This is a genomic window from Providencia sp. PROV150, assembly GCF_028481025.1.
Taxonomy (GTDB): Bacteria; Pseudomonadota; Gammaproteobacteria; order Enterobacterales; family Enterobacteriaceae; genus Providencia; species Providencia hangzhouensis.
Window position 1 is genome coordinate 1 of record NZ_JAMPPJ010000033.1, and the last position, 19,249, is coordinate 19,249.

Sequence of the window (19,249 nt, forward strand, 5' to 3'; positions counted from 1 at the left end):
TCAAAGCCTCGTGATAAAAATCACGAGGCTTTTTTGTATTACTAACATACTGGATTTTATGGATAATAACCTATTGTAGGTGACTTGGGGCATTGTTTGGAGAAATACAGTTTTACGTCTGCTTTTAATTAGTAATTAGCTTGGTAAGTATATTATCAAATCGTTCTAGGGTTGTTCGTTATTTTGTTGGGGGGTTAAGCTATATTAATATTAAAAATACGCTTTAAAGCTTTCTTACCGTAGGTAGTAAAAGTAATTTCTCGATAACCTTTTGTTTTCTCTATCCATTCTTTTTCTGCAAAAAATTTCAATAGTAAGGTTCCTGCTAGTCCCCCTAGGTGCATACGTCTTTCACTCCAATCCAAACAAGCACATGCTATTTTTCGTTTTGTATTAGGATCAATGTCGATACCTAATTTTTTAAATTGATTGGCACCAATCATTGATAATTTATTTTCTCTAGCTGTAAACCAGCCATTTTTATCCATAAATTCGTAGATCTGAACGGCAATTTCTCCGGCTAAGTGATCATAGCAAGTACGTGCCTTTCGCAGATGAATAGGTGTTGTTATAGGTGGGGTGTACTCCAATTTCATGGATACCCCCATTAATGTTTCTAATAATTCGGCAATGTCGGTGCCTGCAAGCCTATAATAACGGTGTCTTCCTTGGGATAGACAACTAATTAAGTGGCTGTTTAAAAGTTTAGTTAAGTGTGCACTCGTTGTTGATGGGGCTATATTTGCAGCTACGCTTAATTCTGTTGCTGTCCAAGCCCTGCCATCCATTAATGCACACAAAATACTGACCCTTGAAGGGTCAGCAATCGCAGAGGCAACTTTTGCGATAGATTGTTCTAATGGCTCTTTTTCTTCAATGGGAATACTATCTTTGCTTGGTATCATGGTTGGCTTTCCCACTTCTTTGTTACTTCAGCGGCTAATATATTGTTGTCTGTTATTAATATTAACCTGTTATTGTGGTCGCTGTATTGAACAAGGATATTAATTTGGTGAAGTGCGAGTTGAGAAACAATTTCTCCAAGTTCGCCAGGACGTTCTTGTTTTAATTTGCGGATCACTGGTTGTATGATACTTTCAACCTGTAAACCCTCAGTAGTTAAGGCATCTCGTGCTTTTTCTGGCTGGGTAACAAGAAAGTGAGCATGACTTTTTTCTTCGATAGAAAAAACGCCACCACCTTCAAGGCCAATACCATGTTTCCCTAATGTTGTCGCCAATAGTGCTAAAGCACCTACTTGGTTTTCAATAATCACATGAATATCATACATCAAAGCTATCCTCGTTATTGAATGAGTAATCCTTTAAGGTATGGGCAACTCGAATTCGATAATGGGAAAAAATGGTTTGTTGTCCTTCAACTTGTGCATCGATATGCATGAAATGGTTTTTCCATTGTTTTACTGCTTCTTCTGTTTCCCACCATGAAAGTGAGAGAATTTTTCCTTCTATTGTAATAGATTGAAAGCGTTCGACAGCAATAAACCCGTCAATGTGCATAAGTTCAGATTTAAGTTTGGCTGCCAATTCAAAATAACGCTCTTTTTGCACTGGTATTGGGATGGCTTCAAAAATTACGGCAATCATAAAACTCTCCTTAATGTAGAAGCTCAACTATAACGGTTTAATTTATAGATACTTCGATGGTGAGCGAAATATTAAAAATAGGAGAGGAATGTAAAAAATGGGAAAGAAGGGCGTGGGTTACTTTAAGGACTGATATAAACTATAACCTGCTATTGACCCTGCAACATCATAGGCAAAATCATGCCAACTCCACCCAGTACCATTAGGCCTGCTGTCATAAAGCTCTTTTGCTGCGCCAAGAGAAACTGAAAATAGAATACCAAATATGGCAGCATCGCTGTGTTGCATGTTTTGTTTATCTGCATAAGCATTACCAGCCGCAGCCATCGCGGCTGAAAATGCAAAATGCTGCGCTTTATCTTTACCTTGCCAATTATCATTAGCCCAATGAAAACCAGTACATCCTGTTGAAATGAATATAAGTAAGCTAATGATCAGTGATTTAAACATTTTTGGTAAGATACCTAAAAAATTAAAGTAGCAAAGTAAAAGCGCCACCGGAGTGACGCTTTGTTTAAATTCTAAAGGATGCGGCTAATTAAGCGATCGACTCGTATTCGACGTAGTCGTCGGATTAATTTCTTCACTTTAACAGGATAGGTTTGGATGCTATCCAGTTCACGAAAATGGCTAACAACCTTAGTATGAGTTCGAATGCACTCTAGCTCGTGATTGCGTTGCTCTTGCAACTGTTGTTTTGGATCGTGAATTAATACTGCGTTTTCAAGATCTAACCCCCAAGCTCGTGGGTTAAGGTTGTTACCCGTGATTAATTGCCAGTCATTATCAACCCACATTCCTTTTAGGTGGTAGGTATTGTCCGAATCTTTCCAGAGCCTTACTGTTAATTGCTGGCTATCTATAAAGCGTTGCAAGCGACTAACAAAACGGCGCAAGTTGATCTCATAAAGGTATGGCAATGCACCAATAATTTTAAATGGCTCTTCAGGTGGGATATAGAAGTCGTTGGCAGTTTTGTCACCAATGATAATTTCTACTTGTTTGCCATCACGCAGTAACCGACTAATAACCCTAACTAACACCGCAGGCAAATTAAAATAAGGCGTACAGATTGTTAGTTTATTGTTTGTTGCACCCATTAAATGCGTGATAACACGGTTTAAATCGTTTTTCTTACCGAGACCAACAAAGGGAGTGACGGACAGCTCATCATTAGTTGCATTCCCTGAAAACTGATAGGACGCTCCCCGTAAGCCCAAACGAAATTGTTTAATTAAATGCTTAAACTCAGCTGTTTTTGGTCGAGTTGGCGTATTTAATAAATGAATGGCATCAGCTTGTAGTAATGCGTCATCAATAAATTTTTTCATTGATGCGGTAAGTTGGCTATTTTTGATCAGGTGATAGCGGTCGTAACGGTATTTACTATGACGTTGTAAATAGACGTCATTAATACTTGCCCCGCTATAGAGTAGAGTATCATCAAATAAAAAGCCTTTTAGATGCAAAACACCCAGAGCTTCCCGTGTATTTACAGGGATGCCGTAGATAGGGATTTCAATTTCAGGGTAATGTTTTGCAACATCATAATACCAATCGGCATTAGTGGCGTTTGCTGCAACCCCGATGCGACCTCGCTGAGCACGGTGCCAGTCTACGAGAATTTTGATATCCAATGATGTATTAGCTTGTTTTGCAGCGTATAAAGCATGAAGTACGTCTTTACCTGCATCGTCTTTCTCTAAATACAAAGCCGTTATGTAGATAGTATTTTGAGCCTGAGAAATTTGTTTAAGCAGTTCATCACGAAAATCTTCTGTCTTATATAGCGTTTTTACATCAGCAATTTCTTGAGAGAGTTTTGGTAAACTTAACAAATATTGTTGATGTTTTGCTTGTTTTAATTTTGACAACATCACAGTGTAAATTTTCTCTTATTAGTCTAATAGCAACTCGCTTTGCGCACATTTTTAAGCGAATGATCTATGGATGATAGCATATTTAGCTAAACCATTTAGTATAAATTGACGACTTGTTTAATTACTATACAAGTTAAGCCGTGTCCTTAGATATTTCTATAAGTGAAGTGTCAGATTAACGACTCCATCTTCAAATTGAACGTCAATCTCAAAACCAAGTTTTTTAGCTAGGCTTATCATATTGCGGTTTTCAGGCATAGTTATGGCTGTTAGCTTTTTAATGCCGTGGCTTCGCGTATAGTTAAGTAACTTTTGCATAAGTTGATAACCGAGCGTTTGCCCTTTCATATCAGAGCGAACCAGTACTGCAAATTCAGCCTCTTGGTTATCAGGATCAGCCATTGCTCGCGTGACGCCAATAATTTCAGGCGTAGTATTGGGGTTTTTTACCGCAACGAAAGCCATTTCACGGTCATAATCAATCTGTGTCATATTGGCGAGGTCGTCATGGGTAAATTCGCTGATCTCGCTAAAGTAGCGATAATAAAGATCCTCTTTAGTCACTTGCTCTATAAAGGATTTTAGCAAAGGTTCATCTTCAGGGAGGATCGGTCGTAGTAAGCAGGTAAGATCTTCTTTTAAATGAATTGTTTCTTCTAGCTCACTAGGATAAGGGCGAATTGCCAGCCTTGATGTTGTCGCATCATCTGTTGGGCTTAATGCCATGGAGACATCAAGTAAAGTAAATTCATCCCCTGAGGCGAGCAATGGATGAATATCTAACCTTGTAATATTTGGGCAATCAATAATTAAATTTGAAACTCGTACTAATAAAGCAGATAACCCTATGATGTTTAATGGTTCTAAAGCACTTCGGGATTTTATTTTATAACCTTTAATAGCATTAATAACTAGGTAGCGAGCTAAAGCCATATTTAGCGGAGGAAGAGCTACAGCAGCTTGGCTCTCTTGTTGCCACTCAATACCACCTTCTCCTAACATGATAAGAGGGCCAAAGACAGGGTCTAGTTCAACAGCGATCCTGAGCTCTTGAGCACCTGCTCGATTAGCCATACTTTGTACTAGTAGCCCTTCAATTCGTGCATTAGGGAAATTTGTTGAAACACGTTCCATAATCGCTTTAGCTGCATCTTCTACCTCTTTAGCATTGCGTAAATAGAGCATGACCCCTTGTACTTCTGACTTGTGTACAATATCGGGAGAACGTAGTTTTAAAGCAACGGGGTAACCAATTTTCTCTGCGATTTCAATGGCTTCATTGCTCGAATGTGCAATCCAGGTGGGTAAGCTATTTAACCCGTAGGCTTTTAAAATTGGCTGAACTTCATGAGTATCCAAGTGTAGCTTATTATTTTCCAATGCTTGCTGAATATATTCATGAGCCTGTTGCGTATTAGCGGTGATACCTACTGGGAGGGCTGGCGTTTCTTTTAATTGTTTTTGGTTACGGCGATATTCCACCATATGCATATACGCCGTGATTGCCCCTTCTGGAGTGCGGTAGGTAGGGATCCCAGCTTCACTAAATAGGCGACGAGATTCTTGAGAGGAATATTCTCCACACCAGTTGGTTAAAATGGTTAGCCACTTTCCGCGTGGGTGTTGCTTAATAGTTTTAATAATTTTTTCTGCCATGGTTTTACTTTCAGTTATCGCACTGGGAGTGTGGATAAGTAACAAAGCGTCATGGTCATGGCTATCGAGCATTTTGTTCAGTACATTGATATAGCGCTCAACGGTGGAATCATCTCCTAAGTCAATCGGATTTTGTGTCGATAAATCAAGAGGTAATAGTGAACTTAATTCATTTTCTGTTTCAACACTTAACGTTGCAAGTTTACCATTACGTAAGAGAAGTTCGTCTAATGCCATCGCGGCTGGGGCAGAACCATTACTCATGATTGAAAGACGCTCACCGCGTAATGGAGTCATATAGCTTAATGTCTCAACCGCAGAAAACATTTCGTGAGTATCTTGCACGCGAAGAAGACCTGCACGCTGGATAGCAGCATCGTAAGCGGCATCTAGGCTAGGTTTATCGCCCAGTAGTTTTTGTGCTTTGCGGGTTCGACCACTTTTTATCACTAATATAGGTTTATTGCGTGAGGCACTGCGAGATGATGATAAGAAACGTCGTGCATCACTAATGCTCTCAAGGTACAACAAAATAGCGCTGGTTTTGCTGTCACGCGCTAAGTAATCGAGTAAATCGTCAATATCTATATCGATGCTATCACCAAGGGCAATAAAATAAGAAAAACCGATGTCTCGGTGCCTTGCCCAATCCAGAACGGTATTCGATACAGCAGCAGATTGAGAGATAAAAGCGAGTTTTCCTTTTAAGATTGGTATTGGAGAAAAACTTGCATTCAAACCTTGCCATGGGGCGAGAAAACCTAGGCTATTCGGGCCTAATAGGCGAATTTGATATTGCTGGGCGACTTTTTTTAATTCATTAAACTGAATGGAAGGGGATGATAAAATAATAACCACTTTACAGCCAGCTTCCCCTAATTGCTGTAAACAGGAGATATTACGTGAGTAATGGGTACAGATAACGGCAAGATCAGGTTTGAGCGGTAATTTATCTATAGAAGGATAAGCAAGTACGCCGAGGACAGAGTTTCGGTTTGGATTAACAGGTAAAATAGGACCTTTAAAACCGCTGGTAAGTAGGTTTTTCATCATCACCGAACCTGCACGGCTCGGGTTTTCAGATGCTCCCACGACAACGATAGACTTTGGCCGGAATAAAGATTCTAACTGACTGACTAAACCCATGGTTGATAACCCTTTGCTTTGCTGAACGAGATAAGCGTTCAATAGATAAAAAGTGGCTGAGTGATACTTATGAATACTATGCCTTATCTTTGAGATTGCGCTAGTTTATCTGGTGAGTTTAATTAATTTATACAAGCACGTTCACGTTTTATCAGCACGACGATCTAAAAGTTGTCATTTAATGGTACTGGGCTCGAAAAGAAAGAGAAAAACAGTACCAATAAATAGTTAGAGGTGGGATTCGGTAAGTAGCTTCTGTGCAATAGGGTGATGCGGTTTCCCTTCAAGGTATTTTTGACGGAAAAGATTGAAGTGGCTAAAGAGTTGTTGTGAAGCGTCTAAATCTCCCGCTAATTCTAAAACGGTAGCTGCAACTTCGGCGGTACAATGTTGTTCTTCCCTTGATGGCGTACGGAGTAAGTAGTCAGTTCTTGCTTTGGTATTAATTGAAAGCATTGGAATATCATTAAGATAAGGGCTTTTTCGAAACATTTTGCGTGCTTCAGGCCAAGTCCCATCGAGTAAAATAAATAAAGCGGGTTTATCCGACAAAGTCGGTTCATTGACCACGATGCGTTCATTTTGAGCGTAGCTTTCTGGAAAAATAAGGTAGGGCTGCCTTGTGGTGTCTTGCAGTGCCGCCAATAGCTGCGCATCAGGCTCTGTTCTTGACCATTGAAAGGCCAAAGTGTCGGGCAAAATATCCGCAATCAACTTTCCTGTATTACTTGGCTTAAATACCTCACCATCAAACATAATCAAGCAAAATTGGCTTTTTGCTTGTGATGATATGGTGTCTTGGCATAGGCATTGTGGGTTAGGTAACAAACAATATTGGCAACGTTTTACTCGGCAGCCTCGTGCCCTAAACGGTTTAGTCGATAATGCGAGGCGCTGTTGACGCAGGTGATAAACGGCATTCGAAGTCATGTTGAATTATATTTTTTAGGCCTAAAATTAAGGCGCATATTGTACGCAAAACGATTTCTATACGATAGAAGTATATTCAATAACTTTTAGATGAGATAATAGTGCGAATCGGTAGCGTAGCCATGCAACATCATGTAATCTTCGCGCCATAGCTTAGTGTAGGGGATAGTGATGAACGACTCGAATGATTTTAGTGGTAAAAACGGCAAAGTAAAAGTGATGTATGTCCGCAGTGAAGAGCAGGACAACAATAAAGGTAATGATAAACGCCGAGGCGGTGGCCGTGATGATAGGCGCGGTAATGACAAGCGTGGTGGTGATAGACGAGATGGTGCCCGTCAAGATCGTGGTGGTCGCTCAAGCCGCCCTGAAGGTGGGCGTGAAGGTCGTCGCTCTGATAACCGTAATGAAGCACCTCGCGAGCGTTCACCATGGCGCACTGTTTCTAAGCCAGATAGCGAAGAATTAACGAATGACCATGGCGGAATTGTTGGTAAGAGCCAAATTGACCCTGAACAATTGCGTAAGCAGCGCCAAGAAGAAACTCGTATCTATGGTGAGAATGCCTGCCAAGCCATGTTTAAAAACCGCCCTGATGCGATTGTTCGCGCATGGTTCTTGCAATCTGTCACACCGCGTTTTCGTGATGCGTTAAAATGGATGGCGGCAAATCGCAAAGCTTACCACGTTGTTGATGACGAAGAGTTATCGAAAGCATCGGGAACAGAACATCATGGTGGTGTCTGTTTTATCATTAAAAAACGCGGTGGAATGAGTGCTGATGCTTACTTGCAGCAAGCGGCAGGTAATGACTGCGTATTAGCACTGGAAGATGTGGGAAATCCACATAATCTGGGCGGAATTATGCGTAGCTGTGCGCATTTCGGTATCAAAGGTGTGATTTTGCAGGATGCGGGCATGCTGGAGTCTGGGGCGGCAATTCGTACTGCAGAAGGTGGTGCTGAACACATTAAAGCGATTGATGCAGATGGATTAACAGATACTTTGGATAAATTCCGCAAAGCGGGTTATACCATTGTGACGACTTCTAGCCATAAAGGTAGTCAAGATCTCGCAAAAGCGAAGTTACCGGCCAAAATGGTCTTAGTTTTAGGCCAAGAGAGTGATGGTTTAAGTGATAGTACGTGGGATCAAGGCGATATGAGTCTCTATATCGGTGGAACAGGTAAAGTGGAAAGCTTGAATGTCTCTGTTGCAACAGGAATTATGTTAGCCCAGTGGTGGCAACAAAACCAAGTTAAATAACCACCTACGTTTTATCAGAAAAATAAGACCATACATAAAAGGATGTATTCCCGCTATGTATGGCTTTTTTATATCTATCACCAAGTTATTCACTGGGTTGGGCTAATTAATGAGCACCACCACCGTCTTTTGAACCTGCCCCAAATGGTGGCTTAGCGAACCAGACAATGACCATCAGTAGGATAAAAATCCCAGCTGAGAGCCAGAATATCTCATTTGCTGACATAATCAGTCCTTGGTCAGTAATCGTTTTAGCAAGATAGGCCGCACTTTGCTGCTCATTCATGCCTATTTTCGCCAGTTCACTGTACATCTGTTGGGCATTTGGGTTATATGGGTTAACAAATTCAGCGAGGTTTTCATGATGCATTGACTCTCTTTGGGTCCACATTGTTGTGGTGATAGATGTCCCAATGGCTCCAGCTAGGGTACGAGTAAAGTTAGATAAACTCGATGCAGAGGCCATTTTTTCTGGCGGCAGGCCAGATAATGTAATGGTTGTCAAAGGCATAAAGAAACAAGCGATGGCTAAACCTTGCACAAATTGCGGCCAAGCAGCTTCGGCAAAACTCATCCCAGGTTCGAAAGTATAAGCACGCCAATAGTAGCAAACAGCATAGATAATAAAGCTGAATGTAACTAAATAACGCATATCAATTCGGTTACCAAAACGCCCTATAATTGGCGTAATCAATAGCGGTAATAATCCTACAGGTGCAGAGGCTAACCCAGCCCATGTTGCGGTATAGCCATAAACTTCTTGTAGCAATTGGGGCAGTAGTACAATCGTTCCAAAATAGAGCATGTAAGCAAGGCTTAAGGACAAACAGCCAATCGTAAAATTGCGTTCTTTAAATAGGGATAAGTCGATGACGGGATGGTCATCGGTGAGTTCCCATACAATTAAAAAGGCAATAGCGACAACAGCAATAACGGTCAGGACGATAATTTCAGTCGAGTTAAACCAATCCAGCTCTTTGCCTTGGTCAAGCATAATCTGTAAAGCACCAATACCAACAACCAATAGCACTAAACCAATAGTATCAATGCGCTGAATAGATATTTTAGTTTCACGGCCTTTTAAGGTGCGCATGATGGCAAAAATGATCGCAATACTAAATGGTACATTGATAAAAAATATCCAGCCCCAATGGTAGTTATCACTAATATAACCACCAAGAATCGGTCCGCAAATCGGAGCAATAACGATAGTCATTGACCAAAGGGCGAGGGCCATATTGCGTTTGGCTGGAGGATAATTGTTAAGCAGTAGGCTTTGAGATAAAGGAATGAGTGGTCCTGCGACTAAACCTTGTAAAACTCGGAATAAGATTAGCATCTCTAAGCTGCCAGAAATACCGCACAGCCATGAAGTTAAAGCGAATAAGCCTGTAGACCATAAAAATAGCCTGACTTCACCTATCCTACGGGCTAACCAACCAGTGATGGGGATGGAGATCGCATTGGCAACGCCGAAAGAGGTTATTACCCAAGTTCCTTGCGAGTTGGATGCCCCCAAATTTCCCGCAATGGTTGGAATAGCTACGTTAGCAATGGTGGAATCAAGAACTTGCATAAATGTTGCCAATGAAAGGGCTATTGTCATCCATGCGAGTTTTGATCCCGTTAAAGGTGCTGTCGTCACGATTGCACCCCCACTATTTATTTCCTAGGTTATTATTAATTATCTCAGTAACTATTTTGTCCGCAGGAGACATATCTACAGCTAATGCAGCAGTATGGTAAGCAGGGGTATCACGCATCCCTTTAGAAAGCACTTTGCCATTTTTATCTAATGTATCAACCGTAACTTCGGTGGATAAACCGATACGTAATGGATATTCTTCAAGTTGGTTTTCATCTAAGGCTATACGTACGGGTAGGCGTTGGACTACTTTGATCCAGTTACCACTGGCATTTTGTGCAGGTAATAAAGAGAACGCGCTACCTGTTCCCATATCAAGTCCCACAACAGTACCGTTAAATACGATATCTTTACCGTAAAAATCAGTAATGACCTTCGTAGGTTGGCCGATACGCATATCCGCAAGTTGTGTTTCTTTAAAGTTCGCATCAATCCACATACCATTGGAAGGAACGATGGCCATTAATGGGGTTGAAGGGGTGATTTGTGAACCCACTTGTACACTGCGGCGTGAAACATAGCCATCAACAGGGCTGACGATTTTCGTCCGTTGCAAGGTGAGCCAAGCGTTTCGAACTTGTGTTGCTGCTTGCTCTACTGCGGGTTGTTTTTCAATTGAGCTATTTAACACTATGGCTTGATTAGCATTATATTGTTCTATTGCCATGTCTAATGCCGCTTTAGCACTGACGACAGCTTCTCTTGCGTGTTGTAGTTCTTCTTTACCAATGACATGGCTACTACCTAAAACTTCTCGACGTTTTAAATCATTTTGCAACCGGTTTAATTCAGAACGTTTGACCTCAATATTGGCTTGTAGCTGGCGGCTATTAACCATGTGCTGGCGGGTTTGACGCACACTGTTGGCTAATTCTGTTTTTGCTTTATCGAGAGCTAATTCAGCATCACGTGGGTCCAGTTCAACCAAAACAGTTCCACTTGTCACGAAATCTGTGTTGTCCACATTGACAGTCATCACGCTGCCGGAAACTTGGGATTGTATTTGTACTTGGTTTCCCGCGACATAAGCATTATCCGTTGATTCATAGTGACGAAGAACGAGATACCAGTAGGCCCCCCAGCCAACGCCTATAATAATAAATAATAGAGTCAACAAGATAAGCGCACTTTTACGTTGCCTTTTTTTATTTCGTTGGGGAGTTTGCGTTTGTTGCATTTCCTCAGGGGAACTCATACTCGTATTTCTCCACTTCTCTGGATAAGGATCACGGTTGTTTCCAGTAGTTAGGTAATAACCACTGGAAACTGAGACTACAAATGATTTTGCTGTTTGATGGGATATCGTAAAGCATAAGGGTGAAAGGATAATGAAATATTATGGGCTGAAAAGTTTTTTTTCACCTTTGAGCTTAAGAATGGCTCAAATACATTAACCTTACAAATGTTATGGTCAATCTTTTATAGTATCCAGTTTTGTCAGTAATTTACGCATCAGCGTGTTAAGCTGTTGTTTCTCATCAGCATCTAAAACAGACCAAATATCAATTAATGCGCTGTGTTGAGGTGGTAATAGGCCATTTAAAAATTCCGTCCCTTTTTCTGTGAGGTGTAGATGAAGGCAACGTCTATCGTTGTGACTTTCTTTGCGCTCAATCCAACCATTTTTTTCCAGTTCATCTGCAATTCGTGTTGCATTGGTTCGTGAGGAACCAAGAGCCGCACTGAGTTCAGATGGCTGAATACTGCGGGAGTCTTTTGTATCAAGGATCATAAGTGCCATAAACAGGGTTTCATTAATACCTTGAGACCTTAACATATTATTTCGTGTTTCAAGTAACTTCCCATGAACATGCATGCATAGGCGTGTCAGTAGGATTTCTTGATACGGAATAGGACTTTCATGTGAATCTTGTTGTTCTACACGAGCATTGAGTAGCTCTTCAGTTGGTGTAAATGAACTTTCCATTATTGGGATACCTTATTAGTTTCAGTTGGTAAGATTACAACTGTCATCAACCACCTAAATGGTATATTAAAAGATAGAATTAGCAATTATACTTAATTAATATCGCCGATTTTATTTTGATAATGATACATGATTCATAAATTTTATGAATGTAATTTACCTATTTTTGTATAGCAGGCTGACCTTTTTACACTGATAGTGTCATTTTTGGTTATAAAACAACCAAGCCAATGCTTAATTAAAGGCTAATTTCAATCATACAAAACAATATATAATCACACGACATTAACTCAATACCATTTTTTTTGTTACCCAATAATTACAACTTAGATAGATATTTTTAATGGATAGGTGTAATTACTTATTTTTGTATAATTTAAACATTATCTGATATAGCAATAATTTGATTTATTAACAGTTATACTACCTTTTCATAGAGTCATTGTATTTGTTTAACTGTGTCATTCCCTAATATTTACTTTGTTTACTATTACAGTTGATAATTATTGGCCTTATGATGAACTGTTTATTTATTCAATATTCAACAGATTTGATGGGTAAAATTGAGTCACATAAGTTTAATGTATTATGAGATTTTATATGTTTATGTGATCTCGAAAATTTTCATCATAAAATGTATTGATACAGATATCAGTTATGTTTAGTCATCAGTTGTGGTGATGATGGGATCATAGCGAATACCGATAGCCCAAATAATTAAACTTAGAGTGGTTAAGATTGCACCTGCAATCGCAACTCCCTCCCAACCCGCGTGTTCATAGGCATAGCCTGAAAGTAGAGATCCTAGTGCGCCCCCAATGAAATAGCTGGTCATATAGCCTGCCGTTAGGCGGTTACGAGCTTCAGGTAATATTCGATATAACGTACTCTGACTGGTGACATGGACGGCTTGTACTGCAAGGTCTAGCACCAAAATACCAATGATAAATGCGACCAGGGAATATTTCGCTAAACCGATGGGTATCCAGGATAATAGTAATAACACCAACCCAATAGTTGTAATGAGCTTTCCTTTGCCTTTATCGACAAGATGCCCTGCTTGGGAGGCCATAATGGCACCTGCGGCACCGACTAAGCCAAATAAACCTATAGTCCCTTCGGAATAACTGAATGGCGGACTGGCTAATAAGAAAGCCATTGCGGTCCACAGTAAACCAAAATTGGCAAATGATAATGCACCGAGAGAAGCGCGTACCGCAAGCACTGGAGTGCCGAAAAATAACCGGCCAATAGAACCAATGAGCTGGAAGTAGTTTAAGTTAGCTTTTTGATGGTAACGGGGGAGTTTAATGGCTAGAACAATCATTAACAGCATCAATAATGCAAAGGCCACCCAATAGATCGCTCGCCAGCCACCGACCATAGCAACAGCACCTGAAACCGTTCTTGCAAGTAAAATGCCCAGCAATAACCCACTCATAATCATTCCTACCGCTTTACCGCGTTTATGAGGCTTAGCAATAGATGCTGCTAGTGGGATCAGGACTTGTGCAACAACTGAAAATAGTCCAGTAAGGGCGGTACCTAAAAGGATTTGCCAAATATTATTTGAAAGCGCTGTAATTAATAGCCCTAATGTCGAAAGAAAGGTCATCGTTAAAATTAAACGCTTGCGTTCAAACAAATCTCCCAACGGGACTAAAAAAAGTAAACCTGCCGCATAGCCCAGTTGGGCCGCGGTGACAATAAACCCAGCCATATTAGTGGTTAAATTAAACTGCCCCGCAATGGTGTCTAAAAGCGGTTGAGCATAGTAATTACTGGCAACGACAAGACCTGTGGCAATGGCCATTAAAATAGTGAGGCCCGTTGTTAGCTCTGCAGTTTGGGTCTGTTTCATGAGGATTACCTATTATTAGCTAGGCGTCTACTATAAACAAAATTTATTACCTTGGTTTATTTCTTTTTGTCATTGATGTAAAAAAGCCACCGGCTAGGGTGGCTAAGGTGACTTAATCGAGCTGTTTATACTTACTTAGCGGCTTCTTGTGCTTCTTTTACCCAGCCATCAAAAGTGGATTGATGGGCTTTGATCCAAGCATTTGTGTGGCGCTGAATATCCGATTGAGATGCTTCACCATTATGCATTCTTAAGTTTTGCGCATTAATATCGGCAATAGGTAGTTTCATTACTTCAAATAATTTTGCTGCAGCAGGATTATCTGCAGCCCATTTTTTATTGGCGACAATATGCATGGTATTTGGTGGGAAACCATAGTTTTTTCCGTTAGGTAATGTGGTGTCTGTTTTTTCACCGTTTGGCATTGATGAGAATGGCACTTCTAACCAAACTACATCACGGCCCGGCTTGAGGACATCACTTATCCAATAAGGCGTCCACGTATAATATAAAATAGGCTTACCTTCTTTATATCGGGTAATGGTATCTGCCATCATTGCCGCGTAGTTCCCTTGGTTATGGTCAACCGTTTTTTCTAAGTCATAGGCTTTTAAATGGTTATTGATGGCTGCTTCACAGCCCCAACCGGGGTTACATCCCGTTAAATCAGCTTTACCATTACCATTTGAATCAAAGAGTTTGGCAATTTTAGGGTCTTTGAGTTGTTCAACATTGGTAATCTTGTATTTTTCAGCGGTTTTTTTGTCGATGAGGTAGCCTTGAGCCGCATTGACAACATAATTACCTTGACGATAGAACACATTATCACCACCAGCGGCGTCATATTGCGCATTATGTAAAGGAACCCAGCTGGTGGCTAAGTAAGTCGCATCACCGTTCGCAATTGATGCGTAAGCGACATTATAGTCGACTTCTTTGATCGGTTGGACATCATAGCCGAGCTCTTCAAGGGCTTTCGCAACAATCAGTGTTTGGAATGTCTCCTCACTGATCGTACTTTGCACAGGGTTAATTTTTACCCCTTTACCTGGCAGGTCGTTAGCACCTGCAAATGGGACGGTAAACATGGCTGTTAGTGCAGATGCAAGAATGATTTTATGTTTCATTATATTGTTCCCTCTGTTTTTTCGCAGCGAGCTTGGCTTTAAAGTTAAGAGCCAAGTTAGGTGCCACGTGAGTGGCACTTAGGTGAATGGAGGATGTTCTGATTAATGGTTTTTTTTACAAAATGGGCGCATGACTAGCCCAATAGGGCCTTTTTGATACCAACGACATGATGTTTTGCCGCGAGTATCTTGCCCTAAAGATTGGGTAAAACGGTCTAAGATGATAGCCAGAATAACAATACCGACCCCTCCGACAGACGCGAGACCCATATCAAGGCGACCAATACCCCGTAAGACCATCTGGCCTAAGCCTCCGACGGCAATCATTGAGGCGATAACGACCATCGACAGCGCTAACATCAAGGTTTGGTTCACCCCGGCCATAATGGTTGGCATTGCTAATGGCAATTGCACTTTAAACAGCATTTGGCGAGGACTTGCACCGAATGATTCAGCGGCTTCAATTAAGTCAGCTGGGACTTGTTTGATCCCTAAAATGGTCAAACGAATGATTGGCGGTAAAGCAAATATAATGGTGACCACGACACCGGGTACATTACCGATACCAAATAACATAACAATCGGGACTAAATAGACGAATGCAGGTGTAGTTTGCATCGCATCAAGTAATGGGCGAATAATCTTAGCGGCTCTATCACTACGTGCCAACCAAATACCCAGTGGTAGTCCTATCACAATACAAAACAGTAAAGATGTGAGCACTAGAGATAGTGTCACCATCGCTTCTGACCAAGCACCAATCGCCCCGATGGCTATCATCGAAATAAATGTGGCCACACCCATTGCGCGTCCGGCTAATTGCCAAGTGAGTAATGCGAAAATAATAATGGCAACAGGAGCTGGTAGTGATGTAAGAAATTGTTCAAACCCGCTCAGAATGAAATCAATGGGGGCGCGTATTCCTTGGAATACAGGACGAAAGTTGAGAACAACCCAATCGATAGCATGCGTAACCCATGAATCAAGGGGGATCAGTGTGTGTTGGAAGGGGTCCATAATATTAAACTGATCGGGCACGATGCTATCAGTCGGTGCGGCATCAAGCCAATCACTCGAACTGGTATCAGCAGGTGTTGTTGTGTCTGATGCATTGCCCCAAGGATCATCTGCAGAGGTATTTGTCTCGCTAGAGCTTGTCGCTGCCCATGGGTCATCAGCTGGTGTATTTTCAGTACCTTGTGTTGGTGTCTCAGTGACTTCAGTATCAGCCCATGGATCTTGCTGGTTCGTCGTTGTTTCTTGATTTTGCTTACTCATTTGGTGTCTCCTTATCCAGCGCTTGTAACAGCATTCCTTTTGAAATCACGCCTAAATACCGGTTTTTTTCGTTAATAACCGGAACGGCGCAAGGGGCTTGTGCTACTGTAGAAATAACTTCATTTAAGGATGTATCACCTTGAATTGGTTCGATATCAGTTAAAATTGCGGCTTCTATACCTGCTTTTTCGTGAAGCGCTTTTTCTAAGGATTCAACAGAAACTACTCCGGCAAAGGTATGTCCTCGGGAAATTAAATAACCGTGATAGCGATCTTCATCATTAAGGACTTTTAGCGCGGAACGGGGACCAAAACCCGGTGCGATGTGTAATAGGGCATTTGGCCGCCTACGCGCGATGTCCTTAGCGCTGAATACTTGGCTGATATCCACACCGCGGAAAAAGGTCTTAACATAATCATTCGCTGGATTATTGAGAATTTCATCAGGCGTACCAACTTGAACGACAACGCCTCCTTGCATAATGGCAATGCGGTCACCAATTCTCATGGCTTCATCAAGATCATGAGAAATAAAGACAATAGTGCGTTGTTTATCTCCTTGTAAGGAGAGCAGTTCATCTTGCATTTCAGTACGAATTAATGGGTCAAGGGCTGAGAACGCTTCGTCCATTAACAGAATATCAGGGTCATTGGCTAGTGCTCTGGCTAACCCGATACGCTGACGCATCCCACCCGAGAGCTCATCTGGGTATGAATTCGCCCATTTTTCAAGATTAACTTGCTCAAGTGCATTCATGGCTTTCTTATGGCGCTCTTCTTTTGGAATACCAGAAAGTTCCATACCAAAAGCGGTGTTATCAATGACGTTCATATGTGGCATCAATGCAAAGGATTGAAACACCATACTAATTTTTGTTCGCCTAACTTCGCGCAATGCTTTGTCAGAGATATTGGAAATATCCTCTCCATCTATCATGACTTGCCCGCTAGTAGGTTCTATCAGGCGATTGAGGAGGCGCACCAAGGTAGATTTTCCTGAGCCAGAAAGTCCCATGACAACAAAGATTTCGCCTTCTTCAATCGTCAGATTAACATCTTGAACACCTACGGTTAGGCCTGTTTTTTCAAAGATATCATCTTTATTCATACCTGATTCTAATAGCTTAAATGCTTGATCAGGATTGTCCCCAAATATTTTATATAAGTTTTTAACTTGTAATTTTATTGCCATATATTATTTACCCAATTTTCAATCAATAAGGAAAATGAATTACCTGTATTGAGAGTGATGAATTCTATAGTGATAGTTAACACTATGTTTCCTAACTATGATTATCCTTTGAAAATTATGTTTCCTAACTATGATTATCCTTTGAAAATTATTAGGGCATAGATTCCTGTATTTAGTTTAATTGATTAGCTAATTATGGATTAAATTCAAATTCCTCCGTTTGAGTTATTAGTAAAATTTGCAAGCAATAAACCCTAGCATAATAAAATCAGCTGGCAACCCTAGGTTAAGTATAATTAATCAAAAAAGTTAGAGGTGAAAAATGATTTTATTAATATAAATAAAAGTGTCATTGAGCTATAGGATGATAATTTTTATGATTTCCATATCAAAGTTAACTTACTGGTGAGGTTGAATTTATTCAAAAATAATACACTTTGCTTTTATTAATATGGGGACTACTGATTTTATTTAATTTTTAGGTGGATAGATGTTGAACTGATGGATGAAAAAATTGAATTTAATAGCTTATTGATTAATAAAATTAATGAAAAATGAAGTGAAACTTGATTGAATTGAAATTAATGGCCAGATTAACTCATTAAAAATGAGTAATTAAACAGATATACATATAAAAAACGAATAAATCAGTCTATTTTTTGAACCGAAAAATACCATGATGAATAAAATCATTATAATTCATCATGGTATGTTTTTTGTTGTGAATGATGTTTATCAATAAGCTAAATTAAAGCTTTGGTTAAAAGTCCCAGTCATCATCTTCGGTACTGACTGCTTTACCAATAATATAAGATGAACCAGAGCCCGAAAAGAAATCATGATTTTCATTTGCATCAGGAGATAAAGCAGATAATATCGCAGCACTGACATCGGTGACCGTATCAGGAAATAAGGCTTCATAACCTAAATTCATTAATGCTTTATTCGCATTATAATGAAGGAATTTTTTGACATCTTCTGACCAACCAACTGTGTCATAAAGCTCTTGTGTATATTTTACTTCATTTTCATATAAATCGAATAATAATGAAAAAGAAAAATCCTTAATTTCTTTCTGAGTATTCTCATCATATTGTGCTAATGATTTTTGAAATTTATAGCCAATATAATAGCCATGTATGGCTTCATCACGAATAATTAAGCGTATAAGATCTGCGGTATTGGTTAATTTGCCTCTACTTGACCAATACATTGGTAAATAAAAACCTGAATAAAATAGAAATGATTCTAAAAAGACACTTGCTATTTTTTTCTTTAAAGGATGTGAATCACAATAATAAGATAGGATGATCTTAGCTTTATTTTGTAATGCATTGTTTTCTTCACTCCAGCGGTATGCATCATCGACATCAACCGTTGAGCAGAGTGTTGAAAATATTGAACTATAAGAGCGGGCATGTACTGCTTCCATAAAGCTAATATTCGACAAAACCGCTTCTTCATGGGGGGTTTGAGCATCTGGCATTAAGCAAGGTGCACCGACCGTATTTTGAATCGTATCTAGCAGGGTAAGACCAGTAAATACACGTATCGTCAACTGTTTTTCTGCAGCAGTTAGGGTATTCCAAGACGGAATATCATTAGATAATGGCACTTTTTCTGGAAGCCAAAAATTGCTTGTTAATCGGTTCCATACTTCTAAGTCTTTATCATCCTGAATACGGTTCCAGTTAATGGCTTTTACTGGTGTGTTAGATGCGCTGGTGGTCATAA

General features: G+C 40.2%; 16 protein-coding genes. 1 reads left to right on the forward strand and 15 read right to left on the reverse strand.

The genetic code is table 11. The features are described from left to right. Nucleotides 1-194: 194 nt before the first annotated feature. The 7 genes from PSE83_RS19180 to PSE83_RS19210 form a co-directional block, all read right to left on the reverse strand. Entirely contained in the window at nt 195-905 is a 711-nt protein-coding gene (locus PSE83_RS19180) for an ArsR/SmtB family transcription factor (protein ID WP_112307282.1), read from the reverse strand. Next, complete coding sequence (locus tag PSE83_RS19185) at nt 902-1,291, reverse strand: hypothetical protein (RefSeq protein WP_004257151.1); 390 nt, start codon at nt 1,289-1,291, stop codon at nt 902-904. The genes PSE83_RS19180 and PSE83_RS19185 overlap by 4 nt, the downstream gene beginning before the upstream one ends. After that, nucleotides 1,284-1,607, reverse strand: coding sequence for an antibiotic biosynthesis monooxygenase family protein (locus PSE83_RS19190; protein ID WP_004257149.1), 324 nt, complete (start codon nt 1,605-1,607; stop codon nt 1,284-1,286). The genes PSE83_RS19185 and PSE83_RS19190 overlap by 8 nt, the downstream gene beginning before the upstream one ends. A 117-nt stretch (nt 1,608-1,724) precedes the next feature. Further along, entirely contained in the window at nt 1,725-2,057 is a 333-nt protein-coding gene (locus PSE83_RS19195) for a YfiM family lipoprotein (protein WP_004257147.1), read from the reverse strand. A gap of 71 nt (nt 2,058-2,128) precedes the next feature. Then, entirely contained in the window at nt 2,129-3,484 is a 1,356-nt protein-coding gene (gene pssA, locus PSE83_RS19200; protein WP_004257145.1) for a CDP-diacylglycerol--serine O-phosphatidyltransferase, read from the reverse strand. Between the two features lie 159 nt (nt 3,485-3,643). Further along, entirely contained in the window at nt 3,644-6,289 is a 2,646-nt protein-coding gene (locus tag PSE83_RS19205) for a bifunctional acetate--CoA ligase family protein/GNAT family N-acetyltransferase (RefSeq protein WP_096864975.1), read from the reverse strand. A gap of 228 nt (nt 6,290-6,517) precedes the next feature. Continuing rightward, nucleotides 6,518-7,219, reverse strand: a complete 702-nt coding sequence (locus PSE83_RS19210; protein ID WP_198634119.1) for a tRNA-uridine aminocarboxypropyltransferase — start codon at nt 7,217-7,219, stop codon at nt 6,518-6,520. Nucleotides 7,220-7,390: 171 nt separating this feature from the next. Here PSE83_RS19210 and PSE83_RS19215 point away from each other — a divergent pair, with 171 nt between their 5' ends. Continuing rightward, nucleotides 7,391-8,485: a tRNA/rRNA methyltransferase gene (locus PSE83_RS19215; RefSeq protein WP_004257138.1), complete on the forward strand. Its 1,095-nt coding sequence runs from the start codon at nt 7,391-7,393 to the stop codon at nt 8,483-8,485. Between the two features lie 106 nt (nt 8,486-8,591). Here PSE83_RS19215 and emrB read toward each other — a convergent pair whose 3' ends face one another. The 8 genes from emrB to nrdF all read right to left on the reverse strand — a co-directional run bounded on the left by emrB (nt 8,592) and on the right by nrdF (nt 19,247). Then, complete coding sequence (gene emrB / locus PSE83_RS19220; protein ID WP_036957964.1) at nt 8,592-10,130, reverse strand: multidrug efflux MFS transporter permease subunit EmrB; 1,539 nt, start codon at nt 10,128-10,130, stop codon at nt 8,592-8,594. 13 nt (nt 10,131-10,143) lie between these two features. Beyond that, entirely contained in the window at nt 10,144-11,325 is a 1,182-nt protein-coding gene (emrA, locus tag PSE83_RS19225; protein WP_164565439.1) for a multidrug efflux MFS transporter periplasmic adaptor subunit EmrA, read from the reverse strand. 216 nt (nt 11,326-11,541) lie between these two features. Beyond that, a complete protein-coding gene (gene mprA / locus PSE83_RS19230; RefSeq protein WP_004257124.1) occupies nt 11,542-12,057 on the reverse strand; it encodes a transcriptional repressor MprA in 516 nt (171 codons plus the stop codon). 661 nt (nt 12,058-12,718) lie between these two features. Then, nucleotides 12,719-13,918, reverse strand: coding sequence for an MFS transporter (locus tag PSE83_RS19235; RefSeq protein WP_172767380.1), 1,200 nt, complete (start codon nt 13,916-13,918; stop codon nt 12,719-12,721). Between the two features lie 131 nt (nt 13,919-14,049). After that, nucleotides 14,050-15,045, reverse strand: a complete 996-nt coding sequence (gene proX / locus PSE83_RS19240; RefSeq protein ID WP_004257119.1) for a glycine betaine/L-proline ABC transporter substrate-binding protein ProX — start codon at nt 15,043-15,045, stop codon at nt 14,050-14,052. Between the two features lie 102 nt (nt 15,046-15,147). Beyond that, nucleotides 15,148-16,323, reverse strand: a complete 1,176-nt coding sequence (gene proW / locus PSE83_RS19245; RefSeq protein ID WP_004257114.1) for a glycine betaine/L-proline ABC transporter permease ProW — start codon at nt 16,321-16,323, stop codon at nt 15,148-15,150. Next, the gene (proV, locus tag PSE83_RS19250) at nt 16,316-17,515 is read right to left on the reverse strand and encodes a glycine betaine/L-proline ABC transporter ATP-binding protein ProV (RefSeq protein WP_004257111.1); all 1,200 of its coding nucleotides are present in this window, start codon (nt 17,513-17,515) and stop codon (nt 16,316-16,318) included. The genes proW and proV overlap by 8 nt, the downstream gene beginning before the upstream one ends. Nucleotides 17,516-18,275: 760 nt before the next feature. Further along, on the reverse strand, nt 18,276-19,247 hold the full coding sequence (gene nrdF / locus PSE83_RS19255) for a class 1b ribonucleoside-diphosphate reductase subunit beta (protein ID WP_112307280.1): 972 nt from the start codon (nt 19,245-19,247) through the stop codon (nt 18,276-18,278). Between the last annotated feature and the right edge of the window lie 2 nt (nt 19,248-19,249).

Bases quoted from the DNA above. Each gene is read 5' to 3' on its own strand.
- PSE83_RS19195 (WP_004257147.1), bottom strand. From the start codon at position 2,057: ATGTTTAAATCACTGATCATTAGCTTACTTATATTCATTTCAACAGGA.
- proW (WP_004257114.1), bottom strand. From the start codon at position 16,323: ATGAGTAAGCAAAATCAAGAAACAACGACGAACCAGCAAGATCCATGG.
- emrA (WP_164565439.1), bottom strand. From the start codon at position 11,325: ATGAGTTCCCCTGAGGAAATGCAACAAACGCAAACTCCCCAACGAAAT.
- pssA (WP_004257145.1), bottom strand. From the start codon at position 3,484: ATGTTGTCAAAATTAAAACAAGCAAAACATCAACAATATTTGTTAAGT.
- proX (WP_004257119.1), bottom strand. From the start codon at position 15,045: ATGAAACATAAAATCATTCTTGCATCTGCACTAACAGCCATGTTTACC.
- PSE83_RS19235 (WP_172767380.1), bottom strand. From the start codon at position 13,918: ATGAAACAGACCCAAACTGCAGAGCTAACAACGGGCCTCACTATTTTA.
- PSE83_RS19185 (WP_004257151.1), bottom strand. From the start codon at position 1,291: ATGTATGATATTCATGTGATTATTGAAAACCAAGTAGGTGCTTTAGCA.
- PSE83_RS19205 (WP_096864975.1), bottom strand. From the start codon at position 6,289: ATGGGTTTAGTCAGTCAGTTAGAATCTTTATTCCGGCCAAAGTCTATC.
- PSE83_RS19190 (WP_004257149.1), bottom strand. From the start codon at position 1,607: ATGATTGCCGTAATTTTTGAAGCCATCCCAATACCAGTGCAAAAAGAG.
- proV (WP_004257111.1), bottom strand. From the start codon at position 17,515: ATGGCAATAAAATTACAAGTTAAAAACTTATATAAAATATTTGGGGAC.
- PSE83_RS19210 (WP_198634119.1), bottom strand. From the start codon at position 7,219: ATGACTTCGAATGCCGTTTATCACCTGCGTCAACAGCGCCTCGCATTA.
- PSE83_RS19180 (WP_112307282.1), bottom strand. From the start codon at position 905: ATGATACCAAGCAAAGATAGTATTCCCATTGAAGAAAAAGAGCCATTA.
- PSE83_RS19215 (WP_004257138.1), top strand. From the start codon at position 7,391: ATGAACGACTCGAATGATTTTAGTGGTAAAAACGGCAAAGTAAAAGTG.
- mprA (WP_004257124.1), bottom strand. From the start codon at position 12,057: ATGGAAAGTTCATTTACACCAACTGAAGAGCTACTCAATGCTCGTGTA.
- nrdF (WP_112307280.1), bottom strand. From the start codon at position 19,247: ATGACCACCAGCGCATCTAACACACCAGTAAAAGCCATTAACTGGAAC.